Origin of the sequence: Nonomuraea sp. NPDC005730 (assembly GCF_040630865.1) — a bacterium.
GTDB lineage: Bacteria > Actinomycetota > Actinomycetes > Streptosporangiales > Streptosporangiaceae > Nonomuraea.
In genome coordinates, this window is sequence record NZ_JBEXYK010000043.1 from 73,648 (window position 1) to 88,243 (window position 14,596).

The 14,596-nt window shown below is 72.1% G+C and carries 9 protein-coding genes; 4 read left to right on the forward strand and 5 right to left on the reverse strand.

Annotated elements, in window-relative coordinates:
- Positions 1 to 83 precede the first annotated feature (83 nt).
- From ABZ444_RS35160 to ABZ444_RS35170, 3 genes are all read left to right on the forward strand, one after another.
- A complete protein-coding gene (locus ABZ444_RS35160) occupies positions 84 to 890 on the forward strand; it encodes an alpha/beta hydrolase (protein WP_358006631.1) in 807 nt (268 codons plus the stop codon).
- Positions 891 to 1,143: 253 nt separating this feature from the next.
- Positions 1,144 to 3,681: a protein kinase gene (locus ABZ444_RS35165; protein WP_358006634.1), complete on the forward strand. Its 2,538-nt coding sequence runs from the start codon at positions 1,144 to 1,146 to the stop codon at positions 3,679 to 3,681.
- 47 nt (positions 3,682 to 3,728) lie between these two features.
- Entirely contained in the window at positions 3,729 to 4,709 is a 981-nt protein-coding gene (locus tag ABZ444_RS35170; protein ID WP_358006656.1) for an endonuclease/exonuclease/phosphatase family protein, read from the forward strand.
- Positions 4,710 to 4,714: 5 nt separating this feature from the next.
- Here ABZ444_RS35170 and ABZ444_RS35175 read toward each other — a convergent pair whose 3' ends face one another.
- The 5 genes from ABZ444_RS35175 to ABZ444_RS35195 all read right to left on the reverse strand — a co-directional run bounded on the left by ABZ444_RS35175 (position 4,715) and on the right by ABZ444_RS35195 (position 10,728).
- Positions 4,715 to 6,232 (reverse strand): glycoside hydrolase family 13 protein, encoded by a 1,518-nt coding sequence (locus ABZ444_RS35175; protein WP_358006637.1) that lies wholly within the window; start codon positions 6,230 to 6,232, stop codon positions 4,715 to 4,717.
- Between the two features lie 34 nt (positions 6,233 to 6,266).
- On the reverse strand, positions 6,267 to 7,226 hold the full coding sequence (locus ABZ444_RS35180; protein WP_358006640.1) for a carbohydrate ABC transporter permease: 960 nt from the start codon (positions 7,224 to 7,226) through the stop codon (positions 6,267 to 6,269).
- 2 nt (positions 7,227 to 7,228) lie between these two features.
- Complete coding sequence (locus ABZ444_RS35185; RefSeq protein WP_358006643.1) at positions 7,229 to 8,149, reverse strand: sugar ABC transporter permease; 921 nt, start codon at positions 8,147 to 8,149, stop codon at positions 7,229 to 7,231.
- A 71-nt stretch (positions 8,150 to 8,220) separates the two neighbouring features.
- Positions 8,221 to 9,594, reverse strand: a complete 1,374-nt coding sequence (locus tag ABZ444_RS35190; RefSeq protein ID WP_358006646.1) for an extracellular solute-binding protein — start codon at positions 9,592 to 9,594, stop codon at positions 8,221 to 8,223.
- A gap of 141 nt (positions 9,595 to 9,735) precedes the next feature.
- Positions 9,736 to 10,728 (reverse strand): LacI family DNA-binding transcriptional regulator, encoded by a 993-nt coding sequence (locus ABZ444_RS35195; protein ID WP_358006649.1) that lies wholly within the window; start codon positions 10,726 to 10,728, stop codon positions 9,736 to 9,738.
- Between the two features lie 235 nt (positions 10,729 to 10,963).
- On the opposite strand from ABZ444_RS35195, the gene ABZ444_RS35200 reads away from it, so the two are divergent.
- On the forward strand, positions 10,964 to 14,533 hold the full coding sequence (locus ABZ444_RS35200) for a discoidin domain-containing protein (protein ID WP_358006653.1): 3,570 nt from the start codon (positions 10,964 to 10,966) through the stop codon (positions 14,531 to 14,533).
- The last annotated feature ends 63 nt before the right edge of the window (positions 14,534 to 14,596 follow it).

Genomic DNA, 14,596 nt, shown 5'->3' on the forward strand with positions numbered 1-14,596 from the left:
AGGGAGCCCGTCGACCGATGAGTTCGCGTGCCCTCGGGAGTCCAACCTGGTGTCACCCCGACTCCGCGGAAGGACCCACGCCGATGAGCACCACGCACACTCTCGACATCCCGGGCGGCCGCCTGCGCTACCACGTCCGCGGCAGCGGCCCGCTGCTGCTGCTCGTGGGCGCGCCGATGGACGCCGCCCCCTTCGCCCCGCTGGCCGAGGAGCTGGCCGGCGAGCACACCGTCGTCACCCACGACCCGCGCGGCGTGGCCGGCAGCACGCTCGACGACCCCGACCAGGACTCCACCCCCGACCTGCGGGCCGAGGACGCGGTCGCGATCATCGACGCGCTCGGCGCCGGGTCGGCCGACGTGCTCGGCAGCAGCGGCGGCGCGGTGACCGGCCTCGCCCTGGTCACCCGCCACCCCACCCGCGTGCGCACCCTGGTCGCGCACGAGCCGCCCGTGCTGGAGCTGCTGCCCGACGTGGCCCGGCGCCGCGCCGAGGTGGACGACATGATCGAGACGTTCCGCCGGGAGGGCCCGGGGGCGGCGTTCGGGAAGTTCATGGCCGCCGCGGGCTTCGAGACCGGCGAGGACGCCCCGCCCCCGCCGCCGAGCGAGTCGCCCGAGCAGGACCTGGCCGACGCCGCCCACTTCTTCCTGCACGAGCTGCGCGGCACCACCCGCTACGTGCCCGACGTCGCGGCGCTGAAGGCCGGGCCGGCCCGCGTCGTCGTGGGCGTCGGGGCCGATTCGGGCGGCCTGCTCACGTACCGCACGTCGCAGGCGCTGGCCGACCTGCTCGGCGCGCCGCCGGTGGTGTTCCCCGGCGAGCACGGCGGCTTCGTCGACCGGCCGAAGGAGTTCGCCGACGTGCTGCGCGAGGTGCTGGCCCGCTGAGGCGCCGGGCCCCTGGCGACGAGCTCCCGGCGACGCGCTGCTGATGGCGCGCTCCTGATGGCGCGCTGCTGGGGGCGCGCTCCTGATGGCGGCGGGCGGTCGCGATCCTGGGAGCCATGCGGGACGCCTTTCCTGCGCGGTGCCGGCTTCGATCCTGCCATCCGGCGCGGCCCCGGCTTCCGGGGCTCGCCCAGGCGGCCCTATGGTGTGGTTCGCCGACATATGCCGGTACGTGCCCGAGGGGAGGAGCGGAATGCCGGAAGTCCGTCCGCTCCGGCCGGGCGATCCCGAGAGGATCGGCGACCACCGGCTGCTCGGCGTGCTCGGCTCGGGCGGGCAGGGGATCGTCTACAAGGGCGTCGACGGCACGGGCCGCGTGGTCGCGATCAAGCTGCTGCACAGCCACCTGACCCAGGACGACGACGTCACCCGGGGCCTGCTGCGCGAGGCCGAGGCGGCGCGCCGGGTGGCCGCGTTCTGCACCGCCGCCGTGCTGGACGTGGGGGTGGCCGACGGGCGGGCGTACATCGTGAGCGAGTACGTCGCGGGCGACACCCTGCAGAGGCTCGTCCGGGAGTCGGGACCGCGTACGGGGGGCGCGCTGGACCGGCTGGCGATCTCCACGCTGACCGCGCTGGCCGCCATCCACGAGGCCGGGATCGTGCACCGCGACTTCAAGCCGGGCAACGTGCTGATGGGGCCCGAGGGGCCGATCGTCATCGACTTCGGCATCGCCAAGACCTTGGGGGCGACGACGCAGGCCTCGGCGCCGATGGGGACGCCGGCGTACATGTCGCCCGAGCAGTTCGGGGGCGAACGGGTCGGGCCGGCGTCCGACGTGTTCAGCTGGGCGGGGACGATGGTGTTCGCGGCCACCGGCCATCCGCCGTACGCCGGTGAGACGGTCGCCGCCATCCTGCACAAGGTCATGAGCGGGGTGCCCGACCTCACGGACGTGCCGGCCCGCCTGGTGGACCCGATCCGGTCCTGCCTCGCCAAGGACCCCGCCGCCCGTCCCACCCCCGCCGGCCTCCTCCGCCACCTCATCAGCGCCCCCGGCTCCGCCCACCCGACCTCCTTCCCGAGCGCCCCGCACTCGGCGTCAGCGCCGAACTCGCCGTCAGCGCCGAACTCCGCGTCGGGCTCGCCGACGCCGTACCCACCCGCCGCCGCGGGCTCGGCCGGGACGTACCCGCCGGGCGTCCCGGGCTCGGCACACCTCCGTTCCGAGGGGCCCGCGCCCCAGCACCCGGCGCATCCGGGGGCCGGTGGGGGGCCGGACGGGCACGGGGGAAGCCCGGCGACGCCCCCTCCGCCCGGAGCCGGAGCCGGACCCGGAGCCGGTGCGACGATCCCCCCGCCCGCCCCCGGAGCGACGGTCCCCCCACGCGGGCCTGGAGCGACAATCCCTCCGTCCGGAGCTGAGGCGACGGTCCCCCCACGCGGGCCTGGAGCGACGACCCCGTCGGTCGGGGCGGGGGCCGGGGCGACGGTTCCTCCGGGCGGGGCGACGGGGCCGGCGTTTCATGGTGAGGCGACCAGGCCGGGCTCGGGCCCGCGGGTGAGCCGGCGGGCCGTGATGGTCGGCGGTGCGGCGGCCGCTGCGGCCGCGGCGGCGTCCGCCTTCCTGCTCCTGCGCCCCGCGAACGGCCTCGCCGACGACCCGTCCCCCCGCCCCACCGGCGACCCGACCGGCCCCCCGGCGACAGGCACGCCGACGGCGCCGACCACGCCGACCACGCCGACGACGGCCGCGACGAGCCCCGCGCCCAGCACGTCCCCCACAGGATCGCCCACGGCGTCCACCACCCCGTCCCCCGCGGCCGAGCCGTTCGGCGCGCCCGTCAGGGAGCCCGTGGCGCTGCCGGCGGGCAGCGGCACGCCGGCCGCCCTGGCCGCCGCCGGCTCCACCGTCGTCTGCGGCACGTCCAGGGGCACGGTGCTCGTCTGGGACCTCGGCCCGGCGTCCGCGGCCGTGCGCAGGCTGGGCGACGGCGGCGCCGCCGTGACCGCCGTGGCCTACGGCGACGGCAGGGCCGCCGCCGGGCACGGCGACGGCACGATGCGGCTGTGGAACCCCGCGGGCGGCGCCCTCGGCAGGAAGAAGGCGGCCGACCCGGTCATCGCCGTCACCACCGCCGGACGCGCGGTCGCCGTCACCCAGAAGTACGACAGCCTGAAGGACCTGCACAGCGTCGTCCGCCTGTGGGACATCGCCACCGGCCGCCAGATCGGCCCGGCCGTCACCGATCACTTCCAGGGCATCAACGGCCTGGCCTTCGGCCGCCTCGGCGACGACGACGTGCTGGTCACCGGCGACGGCGACAACCGCGTCCGGGTCCGCCGCCTGTCAGACGGAAAGGTGACACACTCGTACAAGACCGGCGAGATCGGCGGCATCGAGCTGCTCGCCTGCGGCGAGCTGGACGGCCGTCCCGTCCTGGTCTCCACCCACCTCGACGCCACCCTGCGCGTCTACGACCTGGCGACCGGCAGGCGCCGGAAGAAGTGGACGTTCAGCCGCCGCAGCCCCGACGACCGGGGGGCGTCCGCGCTGGTCGTGGGCGCGCTCGGCGGCAGGCCCGTCGCGGTCGTCGCGCACACGCCGGGCGGCGGCGAGACGGTCGTCCGCGTCTGGAGCCTGACCGACGGCAAGGTCGTCGGGGAGCTGGGCCCGGGGCCGGGCGCCGAGGTCCGGGCCCTGGCGCTGGCCGAGCTGGCGGGCCGTCCCGTGGTCGTGGGCACCGGCGGCGACGCTCTGCTGAGCGCGTGGAGCCTCGGTCCCGCCTGACGCTCATCCAGGTTTAAGAATCGCGGCCTATGGTTCGGGCTGTGCTCATGGACGAAGTGGTGAAGGAGCCCGTGCGGACGCGTCCGCGCCGGGTCTGGCGGCGGCGGCTGGCGACGGCGGTCGCGGTGCTGTTCGCGGCGGGGACGGCGGTCCGGCTCGGCGGCCTGGAGTCGGGCGTCCTGCTGGTCCCGCTGGTGTCCTTCACGCCGTACTTCGGGGTGGCGGCGCTGCTGATGCTGGGGGTGGCGGCGCTGGTCCGCAGCAGGGCGGCGGTCGCGGTCATGCTGGCGGTGTGCGTGTGCCTGGCCTGGCTGGTGCTCCCGCGCGTCCTGGCCGGCGGTACGGACGCCGCGACCGGCCGCCCGTTGCGCGTGCTGACCGCCAACCTCAACGGCGGCCGCGGCGACGCCCGCACGATCGTCGACCTGGTCCGCACCCTGAACGTGGACGTGCTCAGCCTCCAGGAGCTGACCTGGTCCGAACGCGACCGGCTGGCGGCGGCCGGGCTGGAGACGCTGCTGCCGTACCAGGTCACCAAGCCGGAGACGTGGGGGCCGGTGGGCAGCGGCGTGTACGCGCGCCACCCGCTGCGCGAGCGTACGGGCGTGTTTCAGCCGGTCGGGCACCACATGCCGGTCGTGGAGGCGGCGCTGCCCGGCGGCGCGGTGGAGGTGGTGGTCGTGCATCCGGTGGCGCCGGTGCCCTCGACGGTGCCGGAGTGGGCGGCGGGGGTCGGGACGCTGCCACCCGCGCCGTCCACGGGCGCGCCGCGCGTCCTGGCCGGGGACTTCAACGCCACGCTGGACCACGCCGTGTTCCGGCGGCTGCTGGGCACCGGCTACACCGACGCGGCGGCGGCCACCGGCAAGGGGCTGGTCCCCACGTGGCCGATGCGCCGGTTCCCGCCGCTGGTGGCGATCGACCACGTGCTCACGGACGGGCGGGCGCGGGCGGTGGACGTGCGGATCCTCGACCTGCCCGGCTCCGACCACCGCGCCCTCTTCGCCGACCTCCGCGTCCAGGGCTGACGCGGTCAGGCGAGCCAGGCCGCCGTGTCGGTGGGCAGGCGGTCGCCGTCCAGGGTGCCGCTGGCCAGCAGGACCGTGCCGTGGGCGGGCAGCGGCACCGGGTCGGCGCCCAGGTTGACCACGCAGGTCAGGCCGGACTCCCGGGTGAAGGCGAGCACGTCGGGCCCGAGGTCGAGCCAGGTGAGCGTGCCGTCGCCGAGCCGCTCGGCACGGATGCGCAGCCCGTCCCGGTAGAGGTTGAGCATCGACCCCAGGTCGGCGGTCTGGGCCTCGACGGTGAGCTTGTTCCAGCCGTCCGGCTGCGGCAGCCACGGCGTGGCCGTGCCGAAGCCGAACGGCGGCTCGTCGCCCGACCACGGCAGCGGCACCCGGCACCCGTCGCGGCCCTTCACCGTGTGGTTCGAGCGCCGCCACATCGGGTCCTGGCGCAGCTCGTCGGGGATGTCGTCCACCTCCGGCAGGCCCAGCTCCTCGCCCTGGTAGACGTAGATGCCGCCGGGCAGCGCCATGGCCAGCAGCGCCGCCGCGCGCGCCCGGCGGTAGCCGAGCTCCAGGTCGGAGGGGGCGCCGTCCCTGCGGTCGCCGTGGTCCCAGGAGGTGTCGGCGCGGCCGTACCGGGTGACGACGCGGGCGACGTCGTGGTTGGACAGCACCCAGGTGGGCGGGGCGCCGAGCGGGGCGTGGGTGGCGAGGGTCTGCTCGATCACCTGGCGCAGCCCGGCGGGCTCCCAGGGGCAGGCCAGGAACGGGAAGTTGAAGACGGTGTGCAGCTCGTCGGAGCGCAGGTAGCGGGCCAGGCGCTCCTGGTCGGGCAGCCAGACCTCGCCGACCAGGACGCGGTCGGCGTACTCGTCGTTGATCAGGCGCCAGCTGCGGTAGACGTCGTGGACCTCGTCCAGGTCCTCGTACGAGCCGGTCAGGCCGCCGGGCTTGGCGAGCAGGGCGGCCGAGTCGATGCGGATGCCGTCCACGCCGCGGTCGTACCAGAAGCGCAGCACGTCGTGGAACTCGCGGTGGACGTCCGGGTTGGTCCAGTTGAGGTCGGGCTGGCCGGGGTCGAACAGGTGCAGGTACCACTGGCCGTCGGGCAGCTGGGTCCAGGCGGGGCCGCCGAAGATCGACTGCCACTCGCCGGGCTCGTCCCGGAACCAGAACCGGTCGCGCACGGACGGATCGCGCAACGCCTCCTGGAACCACGCGCTCGCGGTCGAGCTGTGGTTCGGCACCACGTCGATGATGATCCTGATGTTCAGCCCGTGCGCCTCGGCGATGAACTCCTCCGCCTCGGCCAGGGTGCCGAACACGGGATCGATGTCCCGGTAGTCGGCCACGTCGTACCCGCCGTCGGCCAGCGGCGAGGGGTACCAGGGGTTGAGCCAGATCGCGTTCACCCCGAGCGCCGACAGGTACGGCAAACGTGCCCGCAGCCCCGCCAGGTCGCCCACGCCGTCACCGTTGCCGTCGGCGAAGCTGCGCAGGTAGACCTGATAGATCGCGGCTCCCCGCCACCACGTTTCGGACATGCTGAAGACAACTCCTTGCCATGGGTGAAGGCACTCAGCCCTTGAGGCTGCCGGCGGTGAGTCCCGCCATGATGTGCCGCTGGAAGATGAAGAAGACGATGACGGTCGGGATGCTGGCGATCACCAGGCCGCCCATGACCTGGTCCTGCGACACGGCCCCGGCGGTCTGGGCCAGGCCCACGCTGAGCGTCATCTTCTCGCTGTCGCTCATGACGAGCAGCGGCCAGATGAAGTCCTTGAACGAGGTGACGATCGTGAAGATCGACGTCACGCCGAGGATCGGGCGGGAGACCGGCAGCACCACCGACCACAGGATGCGGAACGGGCCGCCGCCGTCGATCTGGGCGGCTTCGAGCAGCTCGCGGGGGATGGAGTCGAAGAACCTCTTGAGCAGGAAGATGTTGAAGCCGTTGGCCGCGGCGGGCAGCCACAGGCCCCACGGGTCGTTCAGCAGGTCCCAGCCGAGGATCGGCACGTCGTGGATGGCGAGATAGGTGGGGATGAGCACGACCATCGGCGGGATCATCAGCGTGGCCAGCATGGCGCCGAGGATCACGTTGCCGAACGCCGGGCGCAGCTTGGACAGCGCGTACGCGGCGGCGACGTCGATCGACATGGTGATCAGCCAGCCGCCGGCGGCGTACAGGACGGTGTTCTTCAGCAGGGTGCCGATGTCGAACAGCTCCCACGACTCCAGGAACTTCCCGAAGTTCAGCTCCTTCGGGAAGAGCGTGGGCGGCACCTGGGCGAACTCCTCGGCCGACTTCAGCGCGCCGGTGATCATCCAGTACATCGGCAGGAGGAACACGACCGTGAACGTGACGACGGTCGCGACCAGGACCGTCCAGTAGACCCGCCGTCCCCACCGGCTGTTGAGCTGGTGCGGGGAGATGATCGTGCGGAACTGCACCTCGATGCGCCTGGGCGGCCGTCTCCTCGCCCGGCGTCCTGGCGAGGGCGGCGCGGCGGGGCGCCGCAGGGTGGCGTTCGACATGGTCAGCCCTTCTCCTCGCGGGTCAGCCGGAGCTGCACGGCGGCGAAGGCGAGCAGGACGACCATGAGCATCATCCCCAGCGCGCCGCCCGCGCCGTAGTCGCTGTAGGTGAACGCCTGCTGGAACATCAGGAAGACGACGGTGGCGGTGGCGTTCTCGGGGCCGCCGCCGGTGAGCAGGTACGGCTCGATGAAGACCTGCATCGTCGCGACGATCTGCAACATCAGCATGAGCAGCAGGATCAGCCGGGTCTGCGGGATCGTGATGTGCCTGATCCGCTTCCACACGCCGGCGCCGTCGAGCTCGGCGGCCTCGTAGAGGTCGGGCGGGATGTTCTGCAGCGCGGCGAGGTAGATCAGGGTCGCCGAGCCCATGTTCATCCAGGTCGAGACGAGCACCAGGCAGAGCAGCGCGGTGTCGGTCGAGTAGATCCAGTTGAGTCCGGGCAGCGAGAAGAAGCCGAGGATCTGGTTGAACAGGCCGACGTCGGGGTCGTAGAACCAGCGGAAGAGCAGCACCGCGACGGCCGGGGGCAGCATGACCGGCAGGTACACCACGAACCGCAGGTAGGCCCGGCAGTGGCGGAGCTCGTTGAGCAGGATCGCCACCGCGAACGGCAGCCCGTAGCCGAGCACCAACGCGAGGACGGTGAACATGAGCGTGTTCAGCCAGGCGGGCCCGAAGGCGGGGTCGGCTAAGGCGGCCCTGAAGTTGTCCAGCCCGACCCACTCCGGCTCGTTGACCAGGTCGGTCTTCTGGAAGCTGAGGATGAACTCCTGGACGATGGGATACCAGGAGAACAGGACGAAGCAGAACAGCGCCCCGACCATGAACCCGTAGGCCGTCAGGTTCCTCCGCAACGCCCGGCGCAACGGCGAGGGCGGCCTCGGCCGTCGCGCGGCTCCGGCGGTCGCAATGCTCATGGGGTGTCTCCGATCACCGACTCGACGTACCGGGGCGCCGGCGGGTGCGGCGCCCCGGTCTCACGTTCCGCTCAGCCCTTGCCGAGCATGGCGTTCGCCTTGGTCTCGGCGTCCGCGAGGAGCTGGTCGACACTGGCGTCCTCGCGGCTCAGCACGGCCGACATGGCGACGTCGAGGATGGCGTAGAGCTCCTGGGCGTGCGGCGGCTCCATCTTGGGCGGGATGGTGGCCGAGGCGTCCACGTACGGCTGGTAGTTCTCCACCGGCAGGGTGGCGTTGGCCTTGCGGGCGTCCTGGAGGGCCTTGCCGGTGGGCGAGGCGCCGTAGACGTCGTTGTCGGGCACGCCGACCGGGTTGCCGAGCGACTTGCCGCGGGCGAAGTCGAAGCGGCCCTTGTCGACGGTGTTGAAGCGGAAGTTCACCCAGGCCAGGCCGGCCTTGGCCTGCTCGGGCGTGGCCTTGGGGTTGACGAAGAACGCCTCGCCGCCGCTCAGCGACGCCTTGGCCTCGGGGAAGCCGGTGATGCCGTAGTCGGTGGCGGCGCCCTTGAACTTGTTGACCACGTCGGTGACGACGTCGGGGGCGCCGAGCATCATGCCGACCTTGCCCGAGCCCATGGCCTGCATGAGGGGCTCCCAGGCGTTGAACAGCCTGGCGCCGGTGCTCTTGTCCACCCAGCGCAGGTCCTTGAGGAACTGGAGCACGGCCTTGCCCTCGGGCGAGTTGAACGCGGCGGTCCTGCCGTCGGCCGAGACCATGTCGCCGCCGCGGCCGTACAGGGCCTGGTTGAAGTGCCAGCCGCCGGTGTTGCCGCCGGAGTACTCGCCGTAGCCGATGACGCCGCCGCCGAGCGCGGCGATCTTCTTGGCCGCCTCGCGGACCTCGGCCCAGGTCTTGGGCGGGGTGTTGGGGTCGAGCCCGGCCTTGGTGAACAGCGCCCGGTTGTAGACCAGGCCGACGCTGTAGTGGACGTTGGGGACGCCGTAGACCTTGCCGTCCTTGGTGACCAGGTCGCGGACGTCCTGGCGCAGGTCGTTCCAGTTCTTGATCTCACCGGTATAGGGCGTGATGTCCAGGCCCTGTCCCTTGGCGATCACGTCGCCGTAGTTGGTGACCGGCACCACGAACACGGTCTCCATCTGGCCGCCGGCCAGCTTCGGGCCGAAGGTCTTGGGGTCGAAGCAGGGCTGCTGGTCGGTGCTCTTGACCGTCACGCCGGGGTTGGCCTTCATGAACGCGGCCACGTCGTCGTCCCAGGCCTGCCGCTCCTTGGGGGCGGACTTCGCGGGCTGGCAGGCGACGGTGATGCTCACCTGCGCGGCGCCCGAGGCGCTGCCCCGCGCCTCGGGCTCGGTGTCGTCGCCACTGCCGCAGGCCGCCGCGCTCATGCTCAGGCCGGCCGCCACGAGCAGCCCCACAGTCCTGCGATAGTCCGATCTCTTCATCGATCTGACCCTTCCGAAGCTTGACGAAGCCGGGGGACGGTGAGGCGCCCCGCTGTGCGCTCACAATGGCAGATCCCACAGATGTCCGCAATGTTTCGACATAGGGTTGCAAGATAACGACTAGGTCACCGGAAGACGCTCTCAGGACGAGCCGCGAACCCGTCCCGTCGAGGCCCTGACCACCAGCTCCGGATCGAAGAGCAGCTCGTCGGCGGGCACCACGTGCTTGTCGATCTGCGCGATGAGCAGGTCGACGGCGGCCCGGCCCATGGCGTCGATCGGCTGGCGCACGGTGGTCAGCGGCGGGTCGGTGCAGTTCATCAGGGCCGAGTCGTCGAACCCGACGACCGAGACGTCGTCCGGCACCGACAGTCCGGCCCGGCGCACGGCCCGCACCGCGCCGAGCGCGAGCATGTCGCTGGCGCACACGATGCCGGTCACGCCCCTGGCGACCAGCCTGGCGGCCGCCGCGTGCCCGCCCTCCAGCGAGTACATGCTGTGCTCGACCAGCGCGGGATCGACCTGCCCCGCCACGGCGGCGAGCTTGCGCCGGGACGGCACGTGGTCGCGCGGCCCGAGCACCAGGCCCACCCGCTCGTGGCCGAGGCTGCGCAGGTGGCCGAGCGCGATCTCGGCGGCCACGACGTCGTCGGCCGACACCTGCGGGAACCCCAGGTGCTCGACGGCGGCGTTGACCAGGACGGTCGGCAGTTTGCGCTCGTAGAGCAGCTCGTAGTGGTCGTGGGAGGCGTCGGCCTGGGCGTAGTGGCCGCCGGCGAAGACGACGCCGCTGACCTGCTGGGAGAGCAGGAGGCTGACGTAGTCGGCCTCGCTCACGCCGCCGACCGTGCGGGTGCAGAGCACGGAGGTGAAACCCTGCTGGGCCAGGGCGCCGCCGACGACCTCGGCGAACGCCGGGAAGATCGGGTTCTGCAGCTCGGGCAGCACCAGGCCGACCAGCCGGGCGCGGTCGCCGCGGAGCCGGGTCGGGCGCTCGTACCCGAGCACGTCGAGGGCCGTGAGCACGGCCTCCCTGGTGGCCTCCGACACGCCGGGCTTGCCGTTGAGCACCCGGCTCACGGTCGCCTCGCTCATGCCGACCTTCTTGGCCACGTCTCCGAGTCGTCGGGTCATGCGCAAACTATACGACCAATCCCGCAAAGACTTGCAACAGCTTGCGCCGGACCTTGCAGGCGATGTGCGCGGATTCCACCGCTCCCGCAGGGGTCGCGACCTGCTTCCTTCGTCGGAGCCCGAAAATCACGCTGTAGTCAATTATTTGCGAAATGAAGTAGAAACATTGCGGATTTCTATGGGTCAACTTAAGGTGCGGGCAACCCTCCCAGCCTGACGAGAGGTGACACCCCCCATGAGACGCAAGCCCTCCCTCTTACGACCGCTCGCGGCGGCCGTGGCCGTCGCCCTGGCCCTGATCGGCTGGACGGCCCCGCCGGCCGCGGCCGCGGGCCCTAACCTGGCGGCCGGGAAACCGGTCACGGTGAGCAGCACCACCGACGTCTACGGCGGCGGCAACGCCACCGACGGCAACCAGGCCACCTACTGGGAGAGCGCCAACAACGCCTTCCCCCAGTGGATCCAGGTGGACCTCGGCTCGGCCGTCAGCGTGCACGAGGTGGTCCTGAAGCTGCCCTCCACGTGGGAGTCCAGGACGCAGACGCTGACGGTCCAGGGCGGCACCGAAGGCTCGCCGCTCACGACGCTGTCGGCCTCGGCAGTGCGCACGTTCGCCCCGGCGGCGACGATCACCTTCACCGCGGCGACCGTCCGGTACGTCCGGGTGACCGTCACCGCCAACACCGGCTGGCCCGCCGCCCAGGTCTCGGAGTTCGAGGTGCGCGGCCCCGGCTCCGGCGACACCCAGGCCCCGTCCGCGCCCGGCGGCCTGGCCTACACCGAGCCGGTCGCCGGGCAGATCAGGCTGACCTGGACCGCCGCCACCGACAACGTGGGCGTGACGGGCTACGACGTCTACGCCAACAACGCGCTGCGCGGCAGCGTCGCCGGGAACGTGCTGACCTACACCGACACCCAGCCCGGCACGCTGACGGTCTCCTACCAGGTCAAGGCCAGGGACGCGGCGGGCAACCAGTCACCGGCGAGCAACACCGTCACCCGCACCGGCAGCGGCGGCGGCGGTTCCAACCTGGCCGCCGGCAAGCCGATCACCGCCTCCTCCTACGTGCACACCTACGTCGCCGCCAACGCCGATGACAACAGCGTGACGACGTACTGGGAGGGCGCGGGCGGCAGCTATCCGAACACGCTGACCGTGCAGCTCGGCGCGAACGCCGACGTCTCCTCGGTCGTGGTCAGGCTGGACCCGGCCGCCGTGTGGAGCACCCGCACCCAGACGTTCCAGGTGCTCGGCAGGGAGCAGGGCGCCTCGGGGTTCACGAACCTGGTCTCCTCGGCGGCGTACACGTTCGACCCGGCCTCGGGCAACACGGTGACGATCCCGGTCGGCGCGCGGGTGGCCGACGTGCGGCTCTCGTTCACGGCCAACACCGGGGCCCCGGCGGGGCAGGTGGCCGAGCTGCAGGTCATGGGCGTGCCCGCGCCGAACCCCGACCTGACCGTGACCTCGCTGTCCTGGTCGCCGCAGGCGCCGGTGGAGACCGACGCGGTCACGCTGTCGGCCGTCGTCAGGAACGCCGGCAACGCGGCGTCGGCCGCGACCGACGTCGCCTTCTCCCTCGGCGCCGGCAAGGTCGCCACCGCGAACGTGGGCGCGCTGGCCGCCGGCGCCTCGGCGACCGTGACCGCGAACATCGGCGCCCGGGACGCCGGCAGCTACCCGGTCACCGCCAAGGCCGACGACGCCGGGGCCGTCATCGAGCAGAACGAGTCCAACAACTCCCTCACCGGCCCGTCCCCGCTGGTCGTCAAGCCGGTGGACACCTCCGACCTCGTCGCCGCGCCGGTCTCCTGGACGCCGGGCAACCCGGCCACCGGCAGCACGGTCGCCTTCTCGGTCGCGATCAGGAACCAGGGCACGGTGGCCTCCGCCGCCGGCGCGCACGGCGTCACGCTGACCGTCGCGAACGAGGCGGGCACGGTCGTCAGAACCCTGACCGGCGCCCACAGCGGCGCGATCGCCGCCGGCGCCACCACCGCCCCCGTCTCCCTGGGCACCTGGACGGCCACCAACGGCAGGTACACCGTGAAGACCGTCATCGCGAACGACGCCAACGAGCTGCCGGTCAAGCAGGCCAACAACACCAGCGTCCAGCAGCTCTTCGTCGGCCGCGGCGCGAACATGCCGTACGACACCTACGAGGCCGAGGACGGCGTGACCGGCGGCGGCGCGCAGATCGTCGGCCCGAGCAGGGACGTCGGCACGGTGGCCGGCGAGGCGTCGGGCCGCCGCGCGGTGACGCTGAACCAGAACGGCTCCTACGTCGAGTGGACCACCAAGGCCGACACCAACACCCTGGTCACCCGCTTCTCCATCCCGGACGCCCCGGGCGGCGGCGGGACGAGCTCGACCCTGAACATCTACGTCAACGGCGCCTTCCACAAGGCCATCGACCTGACCTCGAAGTACGCCTGGCTGTACGGCGCGGAGGCGAGCCCCGGCAACTCGCCCGGCGCCGGCCCGGCCCGCCACATCTACGACGAGGCCAACGTCATGCTGAACGCCACGGTCCCCAAGGGCAGCAGGATCAGGCTGCAGAAGGACCCGGCCAACAGCACGACCTACGCCATCGACTTCGTCAGCCTGGAGCAGGTCTCGCCGGCCGGCAACCCCGACCCCGCGCACTACGCCGTACCGGCCGGGTTCTCCCAGCAGGACGTGCAGAACGCCCTGGACAAGGCGCGCCAGGACACCAACCTGACCGGCGTCTACCTGCCCGCGGGCACGTACCAGACGACGGGCAAGTTCCAGGTGTACGGCAAGGCCGTCAAGGTGGTCGGCGCGGGCCCCTGGTACACCAGGTTCGTCTCGCCCTCGGGCCAGGACGGCACCGACGTCGGCTGGCGCACCGAGGCGTCGTCGAACGGCTCGACGTTCGCCGGGTTCGCCCACTTCGGCAACTACACCTCGCGCATCGACGGCCCCGGCAAGATCTTCGACCTGTCGAAGGTCTCGAACATGACGATCGACGACATCTGGGTCGAGCACCAGATCTGCATGTTCTGGGGCACGAACGTCGACCACGTCACGATCAGGAACTCGCGCATCAGGAACACCTTCGCCGACGGCGCGAACTTCACCAACGGCAGCACGAACAACCTGATCACCAACGTCGAGACCCGGGCCACCGGCGACGACAGCTTCGCGCTGTTCGCGGCGATCGACAACGTCAACGCCGACCAGTCGGGCAACGTCTTCGAGAACATCACCTCGCTGCTGACCTGGCGGGCCGCGGGCGTCGCGGTGTACGGCGGCCAGAACAACGTCGTGCGCAACGCCTACATCGCCGACACCCTGGTCTACTCGGGCATCACGATCAGCTCGCTGGACTTCGGCATCCCGATGCGGGACTTCGGGCCGGGCCAGACGAGATTCGAGAACATCTCGCTCGTCCGCTCCGGCGGGCACTTCTGGGGGCAGCAGACGTTCCCGGCGATGTGGATCTTCTCCGCCTCCAAGAAGTTCACCGCGATCCGGGTCACCGACGTGGACATCGTGGACCCGACCTACAGCGGGATCATGTTCCAGACCGGCTACTCCGGCCCGAGCACGCCGCTGAACCCGGTCACCGACACCGTGTTCACGAACGTGTCGATCTCGGGGGCGCACCGCAGCGGGGACGCCTTCGACGCCAAGTCGGGCTTCGGCATCTGGGTCAACGAGCTGCCCGAGCCGGGACAGGGCCCGGCGGTCGGCTCGGCCACGTTCGGCGATCTGCGGCTGAGCGACAACGCGACCGATATCCGCAACACGACGAGCACGTTCACGCTCAACGTGAACTGAGCGCGTCGCGACGTGCCGTCCGGGTCCGCGGGGGCCCGGACCGGCCGGCCGGGTGATGACACC